21 protein-coding genes and 1 pseudogene are annotated in these 20,603 nt (G+C 39.8%); 10 read left to right on the forward strand and 12 right to left on the reverse strand.

Going from position 1 to position 20,603, the window contains the following annotated elements; translation table 11 throughout:
* Nucleotides 1-9: 9 nt before the first annotated feature.
* Entirely contained in the window at nt 10-381 is a 372-nt protein-coding gene (locus ACM6JA_RS28375) for a GNAT family N-acetyltransferase (protein WP_414855091.1), read from the reverse strand.
* Nucleotides 382-497: 116 nt separating this feature from the next.
* Between ACM6JA_RS28375 and ACM6JA_RS28380 the strand changes: the two genes are divergently transcribed.
* Nucleotides 498-1,325: a MerR family transcriptional regulator gene (locus tag ACM6JA_RS28380; protein ID WP_414855167.1), complete on the forward strand. Its 828-nt coding sequence runs from the start codon at nt 498-500 to the stop codon at nt 1,323-1,325.
* Nucleotides 1,322-2,530, forward strand: coding sequence for an MFS transporter (locus ACM6JA_RS28385; protein WP_414855092.1), 1,209 nt, complete (start codon nt 1,322-1,324; stop codon nt 2,528-2,530). Before ACM6JA_RS28380 ends, ACM6JA_RS28385 begins: the two co-directional genes overlap by 4 nt.
* A gap of 62 nt (nt 2,531-2,592) precedes the next feature.
* Here ACM6JA_RS28385 and ACM6JA_RS28390 read toward each other — a convergent pair whose 3' ends face one another.
* Nucleotides 2,593-3,036 carry an Lrp/AsnC family transcriptional regulator gene (locus ACM6JA_RS28390; protein WP_414855093.1) on the reverse strand — a complete coding sequence of 148 codons (444 nt, stop codon included), beginning with the start codon at nt 3,034-3,036 and terminating at the stop codon, nt 2,593-2,595.
* A 164-nt stretch (nt 3,037-3,200) separates the two neighbouring features.
* On the opposite strand from ACM6JA_RS28390, the pseudogene ACM6JA_RS28395 reads away from it, so the two are divergent.
* The 3 genes and pseudogenes from ACM6JA_RS28395 to ACM6JA_RS28405 all read left to right on the forward strand — a co-directional run.
* Nucleotides 3,201-4,247 (forward strand): annotated as a pseudogene (locus tag ACM6JA_RS28395) (alkene reductase); the annotation flags it as partial.
* Nucleotides 4,248-4,408: 161 nt separating this feature from the next.
* The gene (locus ACM6JA_RS28400; protein WP_414855094.1) at nt 4,409-5,152 is read left to right on the forward strand and encodes a suppressor of fused domain protein; all 744 of its coding nucleotides are present in this window, start codon (nt 4,409-4,411) and stop codon (nt 5,150-5,152) included.
* 91 nt (nt 5,153-5,243) lie between these two features.
* A complete protein-coding gene (locus ACM6JA_RS28405) occupies nt 5,244-5,705 on the forward strand; it encodes a GNAT family N-acetyltransferase (RefSeq protein ID WP_414855095.1) in 462 nt (153 codons plus the stop codon).
* Nucleotides 5,706-5,804: 99 nt separating this feature from the next.
* Here ACM6JA_RS28405 and ACM6JA_RS28410 read toward each other — a convergent pair whose 3' ends face one another.
* From ACM6JA_RS28410 to ACM6JA_RS28455, 10 genes are all read right to left on the reverse strand, one after another.
* Nucleotides 5,805-6,881, reverse strand: coding sequence for a hypothetical protein (locus ACM6JA_RS28410; RefSeq protein WP_414855096.1), 1,077 nt, complete (start codon nt 6,879-6,881; stop codon nt 5,805-5,807).
* The gene (locus tag ACM6JA_RS28415) at nt 6,868-7,398 is read right to left on the reverse strand and encodes an RNA polymerase sigma factor (protein WP_414855097.1); all 531 of its coding nucleotides are present in this window, start codon (nt 7,396-7,398) and stop codon (nt 6,868-6,870) included. The genes ACM6JA_RS28410 and ACM6JA_RS28415 overlap by 14 nt, the downstream gene beginning before the upstream one ends.
* Nucleotides 7,399-7,639: 241 nt before the next feature.
* Nucleotides 7,640-8,053, reverse strand: coding sequence for a hypothetical protein (locus ACM6JA_RS28420; RefSeq protein WP_414855098.1), 414 nt, complete (start codon nt 8,051-8,053; stop codon nt 7,640-7,642).
* Nucleotides 8,054-8,439: 386 nt separating this feature from the next.
* Nucleotides 8,440-8,841, reverse strand: a complete 402-nt coding sequence (locus ACM6JA_RS28425; protein ID WP_414855099.1) for a hypothetical protein — start codon at nt 8,839-8,841, stop codon at nt 8,440-8,442.
* Nucleotides 8,842-9,054: 213 nt separating this feature from the next.
* The gene (locus tag ACM6JA_RS28430; protein ID WP_414855100.1) at nt 9,055-9,855 is read right to left on the reverse strand and encodes a TatD family hydrolase; all 801 of its coding nucleotides are present in this window, start codon (nt 9,853-9,855) and stop codon (nt 9,055-9,057) included.
* A 148-nt stretch (nt 9,856-10,003) separates the two neighbouring features.
* Nucleotides 10,004-10,396 (reverse strand): DUF1259 domain-containing protein, encoded by a 393-nt coding sequence (locus ACM6JA_RS28435; protein WP_414855101.1) that lies wholly within the window; start codon nt 10,394-10,396, stop codon nt 10,004-10,006.
* A gap of 157 nt (nt 10,397-10,553) precedes the next feature.
* Nucleotides 10,554-10,745 carry a hypothetical protein gene (locus tag ACM6JA_RS28440; RefSeq protein ID WP_256973623.1) on the reverse strand — a complete coding sequence of 64 codons (192 nt, stop codon included), beginning with the start codon at nt 10,743-10,745 and terminating at the stop codon, nt 10,554-10,556.
* A 246-nt stretch (nt 10,746-10,991) separates the two neighbouring features.
* Nucleotides 10,992-13,316, reverse strand: coding sequence for an ABC transporter permease (locus ACM6JA_RS28445; RefSeq protein WP_414855168.1), 2,325 nt, complete (start codon nt 13,314-13,316; stop codon nt 10,992-10,994).
* Nucleotides 13,317-13,318: 2 nt separating this feature from the next.
* A complete protein-coding gene (locus tag ACM6JA_RS28450) occupies nt 13,319-14,023 on the reverse strand; it encodes an ABC transporter ATP-binding protein (protein ID WP_414855102.1) in 705 nt (234 codons plus the stop codon).
* Nucleotides 14,024-14,300: 277 nt separating this feature from the next.
* The gene (locus tag ACM6JA_RS28455) at nt 14,301-15,008 is read right to left on the reverse strand and encodes a DNA alkylation repair protein (protein ID WP_414855103.1); all 708 of its coding nucleotides are present in this window, start codon (nt 15,006-15,008) and stop codon (nt 14,301-14,303) included.
* A gap of 195 nt (nt 15,009-15,203) precedes the next feature.
* On the opposite strand from ACM6JA_RS28455, the gene ACM6JA_RS28460 reads away from it, so the two are divergent.
* The 5 genes from ACM6JA_RS28460 to ACM6JA_RS28480 all read left to right on the forward strand — a co-directional run bounded on the left by ACM6JA_RS28460 (nt 15,204) and on the right by ACM6JA_RS28480 (nt 20,514).
* The gene (locus ACM6JA_RS28460) at nt 15,204-16,013 is read left to right on the forward strand and encodes a TrmB family transcriptional regulator (protein WP_414855104.1); all 810 of its coding nucleotides are present in this window, start codon (nt 15,204-15,206) and stop codon (nt 16,011-16,013) included.
* Between the two features lie 82 nt (nt 16,014-16,095).
* Complete coding sequence (locus ACM6JA_RS28465) at nt 16,096-16,830, forward strand: AzlC family ABC transporter permease (RefSeq protein WP_414855105.1); 735 nt, start codon at nt 16,096-16,098, stop codon at nt 16,828-16,830.
* Nucleotides 16,821-17,153: an AzlD domain-containing protein gene (locus ACM6JA_RS28470; RefSeq protein WP_414855106.1), complete on the forward strand. Its 333-nt coding sequence runs from the start codon at nt 16,821-16,823 to the stop codon at nt 17,151-17,153. Before ACM6JA_RS28465 ends, ACM6JA_RS28470 begins: the two co-directional genes overlap by 10 nt.
* A 106-nt stretch (nt 17,154-17,259) precedes the next feature.
* Entirely contained in the window at nt 17,260-17,841 is a 582-nt protein-coding gene (locus ACM6JA_RS28475) for a type 1 glutamine amidotransferase family protein (RefSeq protein WP_414855107.1), read from the forward strand.
* Nucleotides 17,842-18,264: 423 nt separating this feature from the next.
* Entirely contained in the window at nt 18,265-20,514 is a 2,250-nt protein-coding gene (locus ACM6JA_RS28480; RefSeq protein ID WP_414855108.1) for an ATP-binding protein, read from the forward strand.
* The last annotated feature ends 89 nt before the right edge of the window (nt 20,515-20,603 follow it).

The raw sequence follows: 20,603 nt of genomic DNA on the forward strand, positions 1-20,603 counted from the left end.
GCTTGATGTTCATCCTGTAATCATGCAAATTGGCTGCCCAACTTTCTCGAATTCACCTTTGAAATTGATTTTTGTATAAAAGCTTGTTGCGTCTTGCGAGGATATAAGGAATACGAGAACGCCATCGCCTAAAAGCGCAGTAAGGTGGTTGAGTAATTGCTTTCCGATCCCAAGCTTCTGGTAATCTTTATGTACCGCCAAGTCGTTTATATAACAATCAAAGGTATAATCAGTCATGGCACGCAAAAAGCCGACGAGCTCCTCTAGATATTCAGAACTTGTTCTGCTGTAAGTGGCGGATTTTTTTGAAAAGTGTTTTCCATATTTTTCATACTCCCAGTAAATGAGATAAAGTTTACTTGGTTTTTGATTTTCTCGCAAGATGACGTCGATTTGCTAGAAAAGGCCTGTTCCTACGAGAAATAATACTCTTGACTTTACACTCAACTGGAGAGTGTAGAATCTAAACGACAAAATCAGAAGAGAAGGTGAAAACATTGTTTAAAATCAGCGAATTCTCCAAGCTGAGCCGTATTCCGCTGCAAACTCTACGTTACTACGATCAAATCGGACTCTTAAAACCGGCCAAGACCGACGAATCGAGCGGTTATCGGTACTACTCTGCGGAACAACTGCTGAAGATCAATCGAATTGTGATTTTTAAGGAACTGGGATTCACGTTGCAGCAAATCTCGAAGCTATTTCATGAAGATATATCAGCTGAACAGATTCGCGGTATGCTGACGTTCAAAGAGAGTGAGATCGAGCGCAATCTAAATATCGAACTCTCCAAGCTTTCCCGGATAAAAGAACGAATGCAGCTTGTGGAATGTGAGGGAAAGATGGATAAAGAACAAGAAATCGTTGTGAAGCGCGTTGAATTCATGCACATGGTTACTTACGCTTCCACGGGCACGGTTGACGATATCCCAAATCTTTTCGATATCTTCGATGGCTTGCTTGATAGCCGAATCCGATCTGCCTTATCCGGCCCGCGAACGGTGTTATGGAACGTATCCGGCAGCTCGGCCCATGAGTTTGAGCTTGAGGCCGGTTATGTCGTGAAATCGGAAGCCCTTAGGCTGCCCGAGCATCTTCATTTCCGTTCCCTGCCCTCGGTGACGATGGCCACGATGTTATTCCGTTCGGATTCGGGATTTTCAGAGACGGCATGCTTAAACCTTGCTGAATGGATTGAGCAGCAAGGCTTTCACATACGGGGCGACCAGCCCGGTAGAGAATTCTATGTTCCACTACCTGGAAATCCAGGTGTTAATCTCATCGAAATCCAAATTCCAATTGAAGATAATGAGGAACGTTCATGAACAATAAATGGGTCGTTTATTCGCTTGCACTGGCGGTGTTTCTAATTGGGACGATTGAATATATAATAAGCGGAATTCTTCACATAGTAGCAGCAGATCTTGGGATTACGACATCCGCAGCGGGGACGCTCGTCACAGCGTTCGCCCTTGCCGCAGCAATTGGCTCCCCCGTCGTGATCGCTACAACCATCCGGGTGGACCGAAGAAAAATACTGCTTATGATGCTCGGCATTTTTCTTTTAAGCAGCATCCTGGTCTATTTTAGTCCTTCGTTTGAGATGATGCTAATGACACGAATAATCCAGGGGCTCAGCGGAGGGGCTGCCACGGTGATTGCAATGGCTGTCGCAACGCGTTTGGTTGAAGAGCGTAATCGAGGTCGTGCAATCGGCACTATTCTGATAGGGTTAAGCAGTTCGCTTGTTCTAGGCGTACCTGTAGGCACGTTATTAAGCGAAACGCTTGGGTGGAGAACCTTATTCGTCATCGTTGGGTTGCTGACGGTAATTCCGCTGCTTGCGGTTTTCCTCAGAGTCCCTTCCATTACTGAGAAGAGAGCCATTACGCTCGGAATGCAGCTGTCAATTCTGAAGGATAAAAAGATTGTGCTGGCGGTTCTCATTACGCTTTTCTATATAGGAGGATACTCTGCACTGTTTACGTATATCTCACCCTTCTTGCAATCGAATGCCGAACTGTCTGCGGCGGCCCTTTCCGGCATTTTGCTGCTTTCAGGGATTTGCAGTTTTGCTGGCTCCAAAATCGGAGGCGTCGCAGCGGATACGAAAGGGTCCAAGTTCACAATCTATGCCGGACTGTCGCTCCAAGCTGGAACGCTACTGTTGCTGACCTGGTCAGACGGCTTGATCTATGTTGTCACCCCGTTGATCATGATGTGGATGGCCGCCACATGGATGACCTCCCCGGCACAGCAGTTATATTTGGTTACCTTGGTGCCCCAGTCGCCGGATATTGCTTTAAGCGTCAATACTTCGTTTCTCCAATTCGGCTTTGCTATTGGCTCAGGAATTGGGGGATTGATGATCAGCAGTTCCTCTATAGACAATCTAGGCTTGGCAGGATTTGCATTGGTCTTGCTAGCGCTTCTACTGGCAGCCTGGTTGTTTGCTTACGATAAAAAAACCGGACACGCAGCGAGAAACAATGACAATGAAAACAGAAGCGTCTATACAGAATTGAAATAAGAAAGGCGGAAGAGGGGAGCGCTAGAGAGACTTCCCTCTTTTGCTATTACAGGGAAGGATGTTTAGCACTCCTCGATCACACGAGGAACGATCTTTTTTTGTTCGATTGGTGAGGACATGACGATTAAAGTCGTGGAATCTCCGTGTTCCCCGCTGGCATTGATAAACGCCTCCAAGGACTGCATGGAAGCAGTGACGACCTTCAGCAGGTAATTGTATTGTCCGCTGATTCTGTGCAGCTCCAACACATCTGGATACTCCTTGCAAAACTCGATGAATTTTTCGCAGCGTTTTGTATGAAAAAGCAAATAAGCAGTGATATGTTTATTTGCTTTTTCCGGAGCGAGGATGGCACGATATTGCATGATGACGCCTTTGTCCTCCATTCTTCGAACTCTTTCTGTGGTAGCCGGTTGAGACAGGTTGACCATTTTCCCCAATTCCGTCATGGAAATGCGGGCATTCTCCTGCAAAATCATGAGTATTTCCTTATCCACTTGATCCATTCGCATGACCCCCCTTTACTTTTTAGGATTTATCCCCATAATACCGTTGATTTCAAGGGGAAAATAGCATAATTCCTTTCATGTCATCTGTAAAAGCAGCTGGTGATCTTATACGATGTAAGTAATTTACAGGTAAGGATGGAGAGGGGCAAATGAAAATGGGAGAACATTTATTGCTGCAACCAATTCACATGGGAGCTTGGAAGCTGCGTAATCGAATCGCAATGGCCCCAATGACGCGCACCTTCGCAGATGACCAGACTGGAGTAGTTGGTCAGGATGTCGTCGAATACTATCGGAAGCGAGCAGCAGACGGTGTAGGTCTGATCATTACAGAGGGAGTTGCCATTAGTCCTCGTGCAAAAGGAACGAAGGGTGTTCCAGGCTTGTTTACCACGGAACAAATAGAAGGCTGGAAAAAGGTCACTGACGCAGTTCATCAGGCGGGGGGAGTGATTATTGCACAAATTTGGCATGTCGGGCGGTTGTCACACCATGAGATCGCTGGAGGCTTACCCCCGCAGGCTCCTTCTGCACTGCGAGCAGAGGGTCATGTCCATCGCTTGGGCAAACCTTACGATATCCCGGAAGAGATGTCGCTCGCCGATATTCAAGAAGTGATTCAGCAGTATGCGCAGGCTGCTCGCTATGCAATGATGGCAGGCTTTGACGGCGTTGAGATTCATGGTGCGCACGGCTATTTGATAGATCAATTTAATTCAAATACATCCAATCAACGCCAAGACAAATACGGAGGAGATTTGCGCCAACGCTTGACCTTCATGAAAGAGGTGGCGAAAGCAGTTATTTCCGAAGTGGGCGCTGATAGAACGATCATGCGCTTCTCTGCGTTGAAGGATGATCAGCGTGAGTATATGTGGGAGGATCCGGATGCGGCTATTCAAACCTTTGTAGAGGCATTTAAGGAAGCAGGACTAACGATGCTTCATCCTTCCACAATGAATTTTGATCAAGTGATTGTAGAAGGCAAAACGCTGCACGAGCTCGTCCGCCAATACTGGGATGGCATCATCATAGGCGTGGGCAATTTATCTCCTGATCACGCCGAGCAGGCTGTACAGGATGGAATCATGGATGTAGCGGCATTCGGACGTCCATTCCTTGCCAATCCTGACTTGGTCAGTCGCGTTACTAAGGGAGAAGACTTGGTCGCTTTTAATGGACGGGAGCATTTGCAAGTGTTGGTGTAAGGAGAGTCATCAAGAGGGGGAATAACCCTCTCTTTTTTTATGCAAGTTGATTCGGAATTCTCTTGCAAGAAATACAAAGATGAGGTAAAAGTTGGATGTATCTCATGCCGATACAATAGAGAGGACCAAGCGTCTGAATGATAAGAAGGTGAGGATCTGCGATGAACTTTTTCAAAAAGCTATTCGGTGGCACGAACAACGGAGAAAAGGCAAAGGACGGCACTACGATTTACACATATGACCAGCAGGCAACTTATGAACCCCCAGCTCCCATGGAATATGTAGAAGAAATCGGGAACCACTTTGAAACAGTATTTGCGGGAAGAGAGAGCAGTGTTTTTCACGAAATTATTTCCGATACGATCCATATCGATGTGAACGTGATGAGCCCTACAGAAGAAGAACCATTTTGGGTTCTGTATACGAATGGGATGAGTGACTTACCGATGACGATCCCGGATGAAATACAGGAGCAGATGGAAGAGAATATCGAGCGAGCAGAACTGATGATATTCTTGCCGGCTTCCTGGGAGCTGACACAAGAGTCGCTACAGGATGAAAATAACTACTGGCCAATCAGACTAATGAAGCAGCTGGCGCGGTTTCCTCATCAGTACAATACATGGTTGGGATACGGACATACGATACCGAATTATCAGGAATATGAACCATATGCAGATGGCACGGGTTTAAATGGAGTCGTTCTGTTTCAGTTATCGGAAGAAATCAGTGTCATTCCCGCCAAGGACGGAAACAAGATCCATGCCTATTTCTTAATTCCTTTGTATAAAGAAGAGATGGAATATAAATTAGAGCATGGCATGGATGCGCTATTGGATAAATTGTTTGAGCTGGAAGATGACGCGCTGATTTTGAATCCGAATAGAAGAAACACCTGCAAGTAAAAATATATGAATTACCCACCCCTTTTAGCTAAAGGGGTTTTCTTGTAAGATGTTAGAATAATTGCACAACAAAGTCGATTGGAGGCAAACGATGATTCATTTTCGAGTCGCAACAGCAAAAGACCTGAATAGAATTGTGCAAATGCTTGCGGATGATGAATTAGGTAAGACGAGAGAGCGTTACGAAACTCCGCTACCAGAAAGCTACATAAAAGCGTTTGAATCCATTGATGCAGACCCCAATAATGAATTGATTGTGGCGTGCCGTGATGAGGAAATTATTGGTGTGCTTCAGATTACGTTTACTCCTTATCTGACACATCAAGGTAGCTGGAGAGCGACGGTTGAGGGGGTTCGGACTGCATCTACGGAAAGGGGGCAAGGAGTTGGGAGCAAGTTAATCGAATGGGCCATACAACGGGCGAAAGATCGAGGCTGCCATCTGTTTCAACTAACGACAGATAAACAACGCGAAGATGCGTTGCGCTTTTATGAACGATTAGGATTTAAAGCGACGCATGAGGGGCTGAAAATGAAGCTGTCGATCGACTAACAAAAGTGCGATGGAGAAGGAAAACGGGTTCCATATACGTAATATAGAACCCGTTTCTACTCGGCAATGACCGAACCAAGTCAGTCACGTTGTCTTTGCCTATTCGATTTCAATTCGATTAATATCACCAACATCCAAATTTCCAAGCTGTATGGAGAAGCTTGGTTTCCCCGGACTTCTCAAAATATAGCCGCCCCAGTCCCGGCCGCCGTATGCCGTATACCCAGAGATATCTATGCCAAAAATGTCTTGAATAAGTGGCTTGGTTACGGGAATGACTTCATTTAGTGCTTTGATTTTATAGTTATCTGTTACATGGCTCACTTCATACACTTGACCTGTATTTGCTCCGATCATTACCTCATATCTCTTTTGTTTATTAATGAGCAACCATTTATCTTCACTTTCGTCTGAACGTTTTTTGGCTTGGGTAAAGGAAAGATTTTTTTCATTGGATAAACGCATCAGGGCTGTTTGCGCGATGGAGATGATCTTTTGATCGACGTCTTCCAGGTTGTAATATAATGTGAACCCAGAGACTTTATTTGTTAGGAAATCGACTTTGACGTACTGTTTATCTTCTGTCCAAAAGGAAAAATATGCTTCTTTCTCACTTTTGAAAAAACTGGTTTTTTGGAAGGTAACCTGTTGTTTCGTATCCTTAAATGCTTCTTGTGCAGTCTGTACATATTTATAATAGGGCTTCGGTAATTCGTTGATCGCAAACCTCGCGAAGACGGTAAGAACCTCTGTGGTACCAGGCTTAAAAGTTACGAGGGCTTCTCTCGTTTCTTGATCCTTTGCCTGTACCATATAGGAGTCTGCGTCTTTCTCGATCTCTCCAAATGGGAAGGTCTTCTGAATGCCACTCGCATCTTGTACGGCTTTTTGAGCAGCTGCAAAATACGTTTGTTCTTCAGGAGTCAAGGCTGCACTGCTAGTTGATTCTGCTGGTGCAGAAAATGGTTTCATCCAGAAAAAACCGAGCAATAAGCCGCAGGTGATCAGCCCTTTTGCCAGCCATCCATAGTATATTTTTCGTTTGTTCACTTTTTGAAGTCTACCTCCTTCTTCTCGCACACCCTCTAATATTGCTTGGCTTCGTTCTCGGGAAAGGATTTGCTCCGGGAATTGATTCAATTCTTCCAGAATGACCTGCTCATCACATGATGGCATCGTTCATCACCTCCGCAATCGAAACATTTCGTTTGTTTTGAATCGACTTTATCGCTCTATGCATCGTGAGATTGACTTTGGCTTCGCTCCATCCCAAAACCTCCGCAGTCTCCTTGCTCGATAATCCCTTGATCCCTCTGAGTATCAACACGTCCCGGTAAGAAGACTTTAACTGATTGATCATTTCATAGAGCAGACGCTTGTTTTCACTTAATATCAGCGACTCTTCCGGTGTTTTGTCGTGCGAAACGAGATGCTGCAAGAAGATATCTGGTAACCAGCTAATCAGTTTTGTCTTGCGCCTTTCATCGATGGCTACGTTTCGTGCTATGGCAAACAGCCACGTTTTTGGATTCTCAACCTCTGTTCCCTGCATAGCTTTGAGGGCACGAATAAAGGTCTCTTGAACAAGATCGTCGATGTCTGTTCGTCCCGTATAATAGACGAGAAACCGATATACATCTTGGCCGTATGTGAGAAACCATTGCTCAATTCGTGCGCCAAAATGATCATCCACTGTGTTCCACCTCCTTATCACTGTATAGACGGAGTAGCTGCTGACAATCTTTCACTTTCATGAAAAAAAATGAGACACCCCGGATAATCAGTCAGGTGTCTTCGCTCTACCTCATATCCATCAACCTCTCGTAAAGCATAGCATGGGGATGAAATAGAGTTATAAAATAATAGATGAGTCAAAAAACAGCCGAAATGAAAAAGTGGGACGCAGATTAGTCGCGTCCCACTTTAATAGCGGTCTAGCCCATAAAAGTGATTTGAATTTTCGTGTTAAAGCGATCGGTAACAACCCAGCCTGCTGGAATCTGTTGATTATACCTGATCCATAGCTTCGCTCCCTTTGGTGCTCTTTGAATGCTCGTAATTTCAAATTTATCAGTCGTACTATCTGTTATGACCCATCCTTGCGGCATGATTTGATTGTTCCGCACCCACAGTTTATCTCCGTAACCAGCTCCTTCCGTATAAATGATTTGCAGGGAAGTTCCACTGCCATCTATAACAGCCCATCCATCCGGAATTCCTTGGTTGTACTTGATCCATAGTGTCGATCTGTAGGTAGCCCCAATCACACATGTAATTTCGAAATGGGTGCTGTTACTGTCTGTAATCACCCAGCCTTCTGGGACCAGTTGATTGTTCCTGATCCACATTTTTGCTCCATAAGAAGAGCTCGCTGATAGGGATTGTTTTTGTGATGCATGGGATGAAATATTTTGTTCGGACGATTTCGAAAGCGTTGGTTCTGCAGCCTGAGTAGGAAGTGTGAAAGACATCACAACGAATAAAAGACCTAGACTGGAAGCCATACTTTTTTTAAGCATAAACAAAACACCTTTCTTTTATTTTAATCCATTATTTGTAATTTATATCCGTTTTTGACAATTGTAAAGTGATAGTTCGGTTACATGATCTATTTTCAATACTCTGTCGCAAAGTTATGTTATCTGCTTTTCATGTGTGGAAGGCCCTTCTTAACAATCTCTTCTTGAGAAGAATTTATATATTAATCACTGAAATTAACTTAGATCTTCTTGTTTCATTTTTCCACTGAAGAAGTATTTATTTTATTTCCATTTCTATCCTTTGAACCAATAAGGTAAATTACTATTCCTAAACTTAAATAAACTAGCGAATCAGTAATAACTTTTAAAAAAGGAGTGTTCCATTTTATAGGGAAAAATGGAACTACTATTATGGTCATTATTGATAAAAAAAGAGTTGCTACTCTTAAATATGATAACGCGCTTCTAAATGCTTTTTTATCTGACTTTTCAACAAAATGACTAATAAGGTCAAACAGTACAAACAAAAAACCTGCTAACGAGAGGCTGAAAATATTTTTAAATTGGATGGTTATTAGCCCCCCGATTTTTAAAAATCCTAAAATTAGAAATCCTATACCAAAGAATTTTATGATTAATGAAAAAATATTCATCATGATGCACCTTCCCTCTTAAAATATTTGAGTAAAATAAGAAATCTCACTAATTTTTTTTAGGATGATCAAGAGATTCTATGATCTTCCAAATTAGGCAGAAGACTACCTTGTTAAATTTATTGCTAAGGGGATTGTGTAATTATACAAATATACCAATAAATTACATTAACATTCAAACGACAAGAGGGCACGAGTCCCTCTTGCGAAAACTACCTATACGCTAAAAAATTCTCTCGCAGTCTTGGTAGTAGCGCTGGCCACTTCCTCAGGGCTCAACCCCATACATTGTGCGACTGCGTGCAGTATATGTCTCAAATACATGGGCTCATTCCGACCATCCACAGGCTTTTCTTTCAAATCACGAGGGGTTAAAAATGGCGCGTCCGTTTCAATCATCAAACGATTCAAGGGAATCTTTTTGACAAGCTCCCGAAGATGTTTCCCACGTCGTTCATCACAAATCCATCCTGTAATCCCGATATGAAAGTCCATATCTAAATAGGTTTCTAATTCCTTGGAGGTTCCGGTAAAGCAGTGTACAACCGCACGAGTGATACTTTGACGATGTTCTTTAAGAATCGAGACAAAATCAAGGTGAGCATCGCGTTCATGTAAAAACAACGGCAGTTGAAGTTCTGTGGCCAGGGAAATTTGTTCGATGAACCACTTTCTTTGAATATCACGCGGGGAGAAGTCACGGTTATAATCCAACCCGCATTCTCCAATCGCTACCACATGGGGAAGAGATGCCAGTTCTCTTAATTTCTTGATCGTCGATTCATCACAGCTTTTTGCATCGTGAGGATGAATCCCTGCCGTAGTGTACAGCTTTCCTTTGGAGCGACTCGCATATCGTGAGGCATCCATACTGTTTCTCAAGCTTGTCCCTGTCAAAATTAATGGATAAATTCCTTGTTTCTCTGCTCTGGCAACGACCTCATCGCGATCTTGGTGAAAGGAGCGGTGCATCAGGTTTACGCCTATATCGATGATCTGTGTATTCAAGAGAATCAATCCTTCCTAGTAAGAGGTATGAGTACGTACTGATTTTCACTAAAATTCCTATTTTTGGTTGTGTTTCATTATAGCTGATCGAGTTGTGATGTTCTAGAGACGAAAAAACCTCCCTGCGGTGACAGAGAGGACTCGTTTCTTTCTATTCTCATGAAGGAATGGCATCTAATGCTCGCCTTACTTTCCTTGCGAAAGCAAGAGGTTTATCAACTGCTTCAATATTTACATATATCAAGCGGGGACGATCGAATAACCATTCATTACGGACAGACGAGACTTTGATGCCTTGATTCCGAATGGCTGTAATGAATGGATTGACTTCTTTCTGCAAGAATGCAGCTCTCCCTAAGCAGAGCGCTTTGCCCGTTTTTTGATTGAGGGATTCAAATGAAAAAGAAGACGTAACGCGAAATCTTTTCCCCAAAATGGTCGCTTTTATTTGATTTCGATTGATGGTCGAAACGCATTTTCCGCCAGCAAAGCCAGATTGCCCCCTGATAATTCTGGAGAACTGCTCACAAAGCGAGACTTTTTTGGGCATTCCTCGTTTCCTCCCTGTTTTTGTTTATCGTATGAAGACAGGTATAAGATGGAAACGGATGATGGCCTATTCTACGGTGGATGAAACGAGAAAGGACAGAGCGTCAGAGACGGCTCCATCCTTTTGCCTATCACCCAAAGTGAAGATTTTCTATTACTCAACCAAAAATCTGCTTATAAATCAGATCAGCATTCTCTTTCTTTACAAACTTTCGAACCTTGCCTTCTTTATCGATAAACGCCCAACGATAGCCCCATTGTGCATCTTCCTCTGGCGTTGGTTTGTACGCAAACACTCCTTTGTTTGAGCCTTTCCAATCAGAGTCGGGTCCATATTGATTGTATTGCATCAATGCATGTTCTTTATAAACGTACTTTCTAAGAGTCTGTTCTTTATCCAAAAAGGCCCATCGGTAACCCCATTGCGCTCTTCGAATAAATCACATAGCTCTTCTTTTAACATTGATCAGACATTCCCTATGAGGACGAAAAAAACTAAACTCCTGTTCGATCAAGGGAGTTTAGCTTTTTTTATCCAGATTTTCCATGAAAACATTACACGTAAGACAGGCACGTAAAGCAGTTGGTCGATAGTTTTAGTCTACTCCTTTTAATGATTCAATCATATTGATGTTGGTTACTTTTCTCCGTAGCAGCAGATTGGACAGAATCGTAAGCAAGTAGGCAAGAATAACAGAAACCAATAGGATAGGAATAGTTAATTGATCCGGGATCTGTTGATGGGTACTAGACAGTGCCTTGACAATCATGGAATAAACGTAACCGCTTATCGGTAGAGCTACAAGGATCGCAAATGTAGAGAGTATCATGTTTTCAAAAAAGATAAGTCTGTTTATTTTATGTTTTTGATAGCCTAATACCTTAAGTGTTGCAAGCTCGCGATTCCTTTCATAAATGTTGATGGAAGAGATCGAGTATATCGCGCCAAAAGAGAGGATGACGGCGCAAACAATAAACATGATAAATACAAAACTGTTTTGTTTCAAAATATATTCAGCGGTTTTCTTTAGATCATTTCTATCTGCAATGGTTTCTACATGAGGATCTTGTTCAAAGAAATTACGAACGCTATTCAGATCTACAGAGCTATTTGCTTGAACGAAAAGCGAGGTTGGGCTGTAGTCTATGCCAAAGCTCTTTAAATAGTCTGGTGTGATATAAAACGAAGGATTCGAATACTGCGTAGAAATATGTAAAACCTTCATTTCTACAGATTTATTTTTAAGCTCTGGTGCTTTGAACGTTATTTGGATGATATCTCCTGCTGAAATATGATATTTGTCGGCATAGGATTTTGGTACCAGCACACCATTATGATCTAAAGTGATCCGATTTTCATTTTCGTCCAAGAATTGGATGAGAGTGTTTTCTTTTTCAGTTACTACGAGTGTGGCATTATCTTTTTCATCACCGTTTATGAATTCAACAGAAAAGGTGGATAGATAATAATGATTTTTCATACCGGAGGGGAGCTTTACCGTATCAGTAGATGTCCCCATCGTATAATCTACTCGTAAATCATACGTATAGACATCTTCAATTTGGCTAGCTACTTTTTGCAAGGCAGATTGAGTGCCAAAAGCAGTGATCAATAAGACCGTGCTTACAACAACGCCAATTGAGCTCGCTAAAGCTTTTTGTTTATTAAGGAAAATATTTCTCAAAATGAGTTTATAACTATAGGAAATATGACTCCAAATACCCGGAATTCTTTCTATCAATAGCGTTTTCATCTTCTTTGGCGGTTTAGGACGCATAGCCTGAGCTGCACGTTCTTTTAATAGGGTTCTACCACTTAAGTAACACGCTAGGATTCCAAAAGCACTGGAGAAAATAATGGGAGGAATGAAAGAATAAAAAGAAAGGGAGTAGGTAATACCAGGCAGAGAGTAGGCTCTTGCACTCGATGCAGTTACGAATGGAACAAATACGAGAGCGGCAATAACACAACCGATGATTGAACCTATGATACCTGCCAGCACAGGGTATCCCATGTAATGAAGCATGATGTTTCTGTTTTTGACACCTAAAGCCTTCATAATACCTACTTGGTTTCTTTGAGAGTCAATCATTCTCGACATGGTAAGAAACAGGATAATGGCTACAATCAAAAAGAGAACGAAAGGGATAACCATAATCATCAATTTGTTATTCTGGATCGTTTCATTTATTTTCGAATAGCTGAAAGTCCGTTCTTTACTTACTTGGTTTACATAAGAAAGGTGTTTGGATTGTCCTTCAATGGATTGACTCAATTTATCAATATCGTATCCTTCTGTAGCATCGATCATGATTTCATTATAGGAAAGGCCACCTAAGATTTCAGAGATTGTTTCTTCGGCAATATAAGCGACTCCGTAGGTTTTATGATCTTGTATTTCGTTCTTTTTTGCATGTTCGACATTCTCACCCAAGCCGCTAATGGTAAACGTAAAATTCCTTTCATTCGTGTTAATACTGATTTCATCGCCGACTTGAAAAAGATGTTCTTTTGCATATCGAGAATCTAATAATATCTCATTCTTTTTTGACGGGATTCTGCCCTCAATCATAGTAATCGTGTTTATTTCGTTTTTGACAGGGATCGAATGAATTTTCAAAGAAGCTTTATCACCTTCAAAGGCTTGCGTGGCATCAAAGGTATAGCGTCCTTCCACTTTATTAATGCCTTCTATTTCACTTAAAACAGCGACATCATTTCTGGAAATTTGATTGTAAAATACATGCAGGTCGCTTAAGTTATGTTTTTTAAAATAACCTTCTGTATAAGCACTAAGATTATTGCTATAAGTGACTAGCCCCCCATAGAAAAAGGCTCCTACTGCGATAACCAAAACAAAGGCGATAAATTGCCCGATCGATTGTTTGATATCCCTTACTAATTTTAAAAATAATTTCATCTTCACCACTCAATCCCTTCCACACTTTGCTTTTCACGATTAATGGTAACGCTTTCAATTATTCCGCTTTTCACCTTAATAATTTTGTCAGCCATAGGAGCAATGGCGGAATTATGTGTGACCAATACGACGCACTTTTTCGTTTCTTTGTTCAAATCCTGGAGAAGCTTTAAGACGGACTTACCTGTCACATAATCCAATGCTCCGGTTGGTTCGTCACATAGTAAAAGCAAAGGATTTTTAGCAACAGCTCTCGCGATTGCAACTCTTTGTTGTTCGCCACCAGAGAGCTGAGAAGGGAAGTTTTTCATACGATTTTGTAATCCAACTTTATGTAAAATCTCTTTCGCATCCAGATGGTTTTTACATACTTCGGTGGCAAACTCAACATTTTCGAGAGCGTTTAAATTCGGAATTAAGTTATAGAATTGAAAGACGAAGCCAACTTTCTCACCGCGGTATTGCGTTAATTTTTTTTCGTTGAACCGAGAGATTTCTTGATCGCCAACAAATACTTGACCTGAGGTAGCCGTATCCATTCCGCCTAGCAAATTCAAAATCGTACTTTTACCAGCACCACTGGCACCCAAAATAACGACGAATTCTCCTTCTGCGATGGAAAAATCAACACCATTAAGCGCCTTGATTGGCACTTCTCCGATTTTGTATTCTTTCGATACTTTTTTGAATTCGATTAACGCCTTCACGGATTACATCTCCTCGGATCTTATTCTTGAAACTTAAGTACCATAATATACCAATGGGGAGTAGTTACATCCCGCAGTCGATGTATTTTGACATCGGTCTCCAGTAGGAGTTTGATCTCGCGTGTTCTATACACGACCAGTATCGCCTTTAAATTCGCCTACTATTACAAATAGCAGGGCGAAGCCGAATCTTACACCTTGGTTATGAAAAAACGGAGCAACCTCTAAAGGGTTACTCCGTGTCCATGCTATTTCCTCACGAGAAACCAACGGGGGATTAACACCTCACATGTTTCCGTTTGAAGCCAAGCTGATCTTTACTTACTGCCTTTTGAATATTATCGAAAGCGTTTAGGAACTTGCTTTTTGCTTTGTCTTTTTGGACTTCTACAGGACCTACTGCTTTTGCGATTTCGACTGCCTTATCGTGGAGTGGCAAATAGGAAGTCCCCACCGTGTAAATAAAATTATTCATAGCGTATTTCGTTCGTTCGGGAGAATCGTGAATCGTATTTTTCACAGTTTCAAGCATATTGGCAATTTTGCTTTCGGTAAATTCACGATCTGGGCGATTACCCAAAAGCCAGCAGTAACAGCTCCAGCCCGCAGACATTCTGAGCTCTTCGCCGCTTATGATCCAGTGATCAGCAACTTCTTGGGCAATATCTGCTTCAGATAAGGTTACTGCTACCACATAATCGGACAGCATATAAAAATAAGCTGAATCCATCCACCGATCAAAATCCGCCTTGGTCATTGCTTTTGGATCTGCGATCACACCGGCAAAGTACATAGCGTCGTAGTTCCCGGTAGCGTAAAGCTGCTCAGCCAAGGGTTGATTAATCTTGATTTTTCTCGCCATTGGCTTCATAGCGCCTGTAGCCACGCCAAAAAGTGGTTCGTGAGCGCCATTGGATAGATAAATTTTCTTGGTTCGTTCCTTGCCGAGAGCTTCAAGCTCTTGCATGACCATTTCTAAATCCATCGTATATCACTTCTTTCATTGACGGGTGTTCCCTTAAGATTATAACCATCAAATCCATGACTCATGAGTCTCGATATCAGGGGTACCCGTTTAAAATTATTGACTATATAATTAGTGATTATTATAATAACTACCATAGAATTAGAGGTTATTGCAATAATCACTAAAGATAAGTATTAAAGGTGGTGGTTTTCTTTGGATGAAATTTATAAAGAACTTCAGAAATTAGGATTTTCACAATATGAATGCAAAGCATATATAGGGCTTTTAAAGCAGTCTCCTATAACTGGATATGAGATTAGTAAAAGATCAGGTGTACCTCGTTCCATGATTTATGAAGTATTAGGGAAATTGTTAGATAAAGGAGCAGTTTATACGGTACCTTCTGAACCTCTGACCTACTCTCCTTTACCAGCTAAAGAATTAATCTCGCGAATGCGTAATTCCTTTGAGCAATCATTTGATTATCTTGAAAAAAATCTATCTGCATTAGAAAGTGAACAGCAAGTAGACGTGGTTCGACGCATTAGTAGTGATGAACTGGTTATCACTGAAATGGTTGACATGATAAACAAAGCCAGAGAAGAACTATGGTTATCGATTTGGCAACCACAGGTTTCTTTTATTAAACAGGATGCAGATAAGCGAGTAAAAGAAGGTATCCCTGTATTTTCCATTTTGTTTGGAGCACCCGATACCGAGATAGGTGCAACCACTCATCATGATTACATGTCTCCTAAAGTAGCAGAGGAACGTATGAGTGGTCGTTTAACCATTGTCTCCCGAGACAATGAAGAAGTATTAATAGCAAATTTCGCTCCAAATACCTCTGCATGGGCTATAAAAACACAAGACCCAGCACTTGTATTAGTAGCAATGGAGTACATCAGACACGACATTATGTTTGCACAATTAGTTAAGGAAATTGGCCCCGAGAAAGCCGAATCTGTCTGGATTAACCATCCTGACCTGTTCCATGTGGTTACAGGAAAACGGTTCAAGTAATTTGAACCGTATTTTCTTTCACTTTTTCATAGTAGTTATGACAATAACTCCCTGAATGTAAATCAGGCTAAGGAGGGATAAAATGGGTTTAGCGAATGACCAAATCGAAACGGTGGCAGATTCAAGAGATCAGGATACTTTTCGCCAAGGTGTAAAGGATTGTGTCCCTACGTTGCTGGGTTATTTAAGTATTGGATTCGCTGCTGGTGTTATCGAAAGGACAGCGGGTCTGAGTATAGCTGAGATAGCCCTGATGTGTTTAATTCTTTATGCTGGCTCAGCCCAATTTATCGCCGCCGGAATGATGGTAGCAAGCAGTTCGATTACCACCATTATTATTACGATTTTCTTTGTTAATCTTCGGCATCTTTTACTTAGTGCAGCCCTAGCACCATATTTTCGGCATCTTTCTCCGCTTAGAAACATGCTAGTAGGGTCTCTACTTACCGATGAGTCGTTTGGTGTGGCTATCAACGAAGCTGCAAAAAAGAATTACATTAGTGAAAAATGGATGCACGGTCTAAATATAACGGCTTATTTAAACTGGTGCGTAGCCAATATAGCCGGAGCATTCTTCGGACAATGGATTTCAAATCCTGAAAAATTTGGTTTGGATTTTGCTTTGACAGCGATGTTTATTGGACTTCTGGTACTTTCGATGTTAAGTCGGAGGAAAATGGCACGGGATGTGGTTGTTGCAATAATCGCAGTTATTATTGCTGTGGGAACCAGTTCAGTTTTTTCTGCCAGTATGGGAGTTATTGTTGCTACAATTTTTGCTTCAACGATAGGGATGGTGATGGAAAAATGGAAGTAAGATGGGATGTTTTTTTGATGATTGTAGGAACAGCTATTGTTACATTCATCCCTAGAGTCCTTCCTCTTATGGTACTGAGTCGTTTTCAATTACCAGAGTGGGCAACACGTTGGTTAAGCTATGTCCCCATATCTGTTATGGCTGCTCTAGTAGCTCAAGAGATATTTAAAAATGGTGATAAGATTTCTTTTTCTACGAATAACGTTGAACTTTTAGCAGCCATACCAACCTTTTTCATTGCGATAAAAACCCGTAGTTTATTGGTAACTGTACTCGTAGGCATTATTGTTGTGATGGTATTACGTTTTTTGTTTCCATCTTGATCGCTTCAAGATGTTCATTTGATTTCCGTTTTCTTTCCTGACCATAACTGTCAGTGAAGTTGTTTTACAATTCATTTGTACATGACGTTACAGGGAGGGAATCACTTTGAAGGAAGTGTTCATTTTTATTACGGATGGTTTTGCTGATTGGGAGGCAAGTTACGTCAGTTCCGAGCTAAACAAGCCAGGAACAGAATATCGTGTAAAGACAATTGCCATTGATCAGGAACCTAAAATTTCGATGGGTGGTTTAACGGTCCTTCCGGATTATACAGTAAACGAATTCAATCCGAATTTGGATATCGCCATGTTAATCATACCTGGCGGAACGGGATGGAGAGAAGAAAAGAATCAACAAGCAAAAGTAGTGGTTGAGTATTGTGTGAGCAAGGATATTCCTGTCGCTGCCATCTGTGATGCTACCACTTTTTTAGGGAATCATGGATTTTTGGACAATCATAGACATACTGGCAATACGTTAACTTATTTGAAGGAAGGAGCTCCGAACTACAGAGGAGATCAACATTATGTAGAGGGTCAGTCAATCCGTGACGAGAATCTCATCACTGCGAATGGAAGCGGTGCATTGGAGTTTTCAAGACATATTTTGGAAATGTTGGGTGTATTGGAAGGCGAGGAATTGAATCAATGGTACGAATTATTTAAAAAGGGCTACTTTCCCTCCTAACAGTCTGGTTTGATAGGAAAGCACGAAAGCGTACATGCTTGGGTGCTTTCCTATTTCTTTAGATACTCATTTAAGTTGAAGGAGTGTCACACTTTCCACATGTGACGAGATGACAGGGAGTACAGACAGTATTATTAATAGAATGACATTTGCTCTCTGACTTTGTAGTTCTTAATTCTGTTAACATTACCAAGACATTGAAGAAGCTTTTTACAGTTAGAACAGTAAACTATAGTTAGCTTTATGATTAAAATTAATAACTCTTATTGCCACCCTACTTGTGGATGGCTTTTTTTATTTTCAGACCTTGAATATTGTAGAAGATCTGTAAAATAGTTTCACTTAAAAAAATAAAGGCTTATAATTACCATAGTAGTCCAACATTTATTGTTAGTAAAATAATATAAATTATTGGAGATTCCCATGAACATAAAAATAGATTATAAAATAATATCTAGTTCTACGTTTAATAATAATATGGAATTATTCATTTATAGTGATCAAGAAATGATTTCACAATTTGAACAACAACTAATATATGGTAACCCCTCATGTTTCCTAGTAACAGGATATCGAGGATCTGGGAAAACGTCTTTGATACATCAAGTCGAGAAAAAACTAAAAAATCAAACTAATATTTTATTTATTCATATGAATTTTTCAAAATACGAAAAGTATACTCTAATACTTAGAAAATTAATTCGACAAATTTATTTAGCATTCTCTAATCACCAACAATATAAAGTACTTAAAAATTCCGATCCAGAGATAATAGGACAATTAGAGTTATTGTACAAAAGAACTTTTAATGATGTTAACCATGCCCATAATGATAAATCTATTAACGAATTCGAAACTAGCTTACAAATTGATTCAAACTTAAAAAAGCTTTTAATAAGCATTGCTTGTATTATTTTTACTGGATTTAATTTAACCTTTAATTTATTACCTACCCATCTAAATTCTTTACTTTTATTATTTACTGCTCTCTGGGCAGCAATTGAGGCTATAAAACTAACTTCTAAATTTACCAAAAAGACAACTAAAACCAACGAAATGAATATAAAATCACTGTACGACGATGAGATTGCTGAGTATCATCTAATAAATATTTTAAAAGTAATAAAGAAACACAAGATTAACATTGTTTTTGTATTTGATGAGTTGGATAAAATTGAGAATGAAGATGAAATTGAGCAATCCATATCTGAATTAAAACCTCTTCTATTATCAAATTTAGCGAATTTCATTATTGTTTCTGGCCAAAAACTTTATTATAAATTTACTGATTCTAATACTGTTGATGATTCTGTATTATCAAGTCTCTTTACAAAACAAATCCATGTTCGACTACTATCAGATAATGATTTCAGGACAATCTTTAAAAATATCGTTATTAATAAAGATGTTCTCTCACAAAAACTAGCAACTGTTTACCTTGACTCATTAATCTTAAATTCCAATAGAGTTTTAAGGAAATTTATTAATTTAATTTCACAAGATATTGTCTGGGAGAATTCTGAAGGTAAAATATTAATAAATGAAGAAGATGAAGAGATTTTAATAACTGATTCTAAATTATTAAATATTATTACTTCTATTATTGAAAAACATATTGAATCCCTTGAACTTAGTGAAGGAATTAAAGACTTTTTTGTTTCACAAATTTACAAATGGGTCCAAAAAATGAAATTATATAACAAAATATACTTTTCGAAGGAAGACATTTATAACATTGAAAAGGACTATATAGAGAAAAGTTATCCTTATTGGTGTATTACACAACTGGATCAAATATTTGCATTTTTAGTTGAAGAACTAAAGAAAAATAATTTATTGGATGAAATGGAAAAAGATATAGATGGTGAAAAAGTAATTCAATATAAATGGAGTGAGAATGCAAATATTAAAACTGATGTAAATGTTAAAGACTCAAATCAAATAAAATCAAAATTTGTTTTAGATATGATTGAGTTTGAAAAAGCTCTAAGAAATGCATACAATGATTTAACTTCAAATCATCACTCACAAAATAAGAAACCGAATAGTTTGAGATCATTAATTCAGGAGCTAATTCAAATAGGTATGTTAACTAATTGGCCTAGTAATCAGATTAACGAATTCATTAACCTCAATAATAAATTAAGACATGGTGAAGAGATTAGTGAGGAAGATACCAATAAAGTAGATAAATACACTTTTAAATTACCGAAATATTTGTATCAACTATATGAGGACTATACTTTTTATGTTACAAAAAAATATTTGGAACAGTACAACTTTGATGTTTCTAAACCTTTTGAATCAAAGATTAAAGTAAATAATTATGATTTTATTGCTAGGAATCGTATCGAAGGAAACGCAGATATATTGTTTGAGGTTATACATAGAAACTCAATTAGTAAAAAAGATATTACATTAGTCCATAAGAGTGTACAACTTTTAAAAGAATATAATATTGAAACAAACAAGAGGAATAAAATGGTTATTTTCTTTTATTCTAAAAATGGTCGGAAATCTTTTGAAAATTACCGTGAATTTTATAATGAGTTTCTTTCAAACGAATCATCCGACCTCAATGAAGACGTTACTTTATTTTACGCATCTGAATACCGTTCAAATTTTAGTACAGGAAGATTAGAAACATATTTAAAACAGGTAATCGAGAAATAGCGGAGGAAAAAGCGAACGCTTTACAGTCCTCTACTACGAAAGAACTAAAGCGAGTTGACAGAGAATTAGTCCAACTTGACAAACGCTTT

Origin of the sequence: Brevibacillus sp. IT-7CA2, assembly GCF_949767855.1 — a bacterium.
Classification (GTDB): Bacteria; Bacillota; Bacilli; order Brevibacillales; family Brevibacillaceae; genus Brevibacillus.

Coding starts and splice junctions, on each gene's coding strand:
- ACM6JA_RS28390 (WP_414855093.1), bottom strand. CDS start 3,036: ATGGATCAAGTGGATAAGGAAATACTCATGATTTTGCAGGAGAATGCC.
- ACM6JA_RS28465 (WP_414855105.1), top strand. CDS start 16,096: ATGGGTTTAGCGAATGACCAAATCGAAACGGTGGCAGATTCAAGAGAT.
- ACM6JA_RS28405 (WP_414855095.1), top strand. CDS start 5,244: ATGATTCATTTTCGAGTCGCAACAGCAAAAGACCTGAATAGAATTGTG.
- ACM6JA_RS28455 (WP_414855103.1), bottom strand. CDS start 15,008: ATGGATTTAGAAATGGTCATGCAAGAGCTTGAAGCTCTCGGCAAGGAA.
- ACM6JA_RS28410 (WP_414855096.1), bottom strand. CDS start 6,881: ATGCCATCATGTGATGAGCAGGTCATTCTGGAAGAATTGAATCAATTC.
- ACM6JA_RS28445 (WP_414855168.1), bottom strand. CDS start 13,316: ATGAAATTATTTTTAAAATTAGTAAGGGATATCAAACAATCGATCGGG.
- ACM6JA_RS28385 (WP_414855092.1), top strand. CDS start 1,322: ATGAACAATAAATGGGTCGTTTATTCGCTTGCACTGGCGGTGTTTCTA.
- ACM6JA_RS28420 (WP_414855098.1), bottom strand. CDS start 8,053: ATGTGGATCAGGAACAATCAACTGGTCCCAGAAGGCTGGGTGATTACA.
- ACM6JA_RS28425 (WP_414855099.1), bottom strand. CDS start 8,841: ATGATGAATATTTTTTCATTAATCATAAAATTCTTTGGTATAGGATTT.
- ACM6JA_RS28435 (WP_414855101.1), bottom strand. CDS start 10,396: ATGCCCAAAAAAGTCTCGCTTTGTGAGCAGTTCTCCAGAATTATCAGG.
- ACM6JA_RS28480 (WP_414855108.1), top strand. CDS start 18,265: ATGAACATAAAAATAGATTATAAAATAATATCTAGTTCTACGTTTAAT.
- ACM6JA_RS28440 (WP_256973623.1), bottom strand. CDS start 10,745: ATGCAATACAATCAATATGGACCCGACTCTGATTGGAAAGGCTCAAAC.
- ACM6JA_RS28470 (WP_414855106.1), top strand. CDS start 16,821: ATGGAAGTAAGATGGGATGTTTTTTTGATGATTGTAGGAACAGCTATT.
- ACM6JA_RS28400 (WP_414855094.1), top strand. CDS start 4,409: ATGAACTTTTTCAAAAAGCTATTCGGTGGCACGAACAACGGAGAAAAG.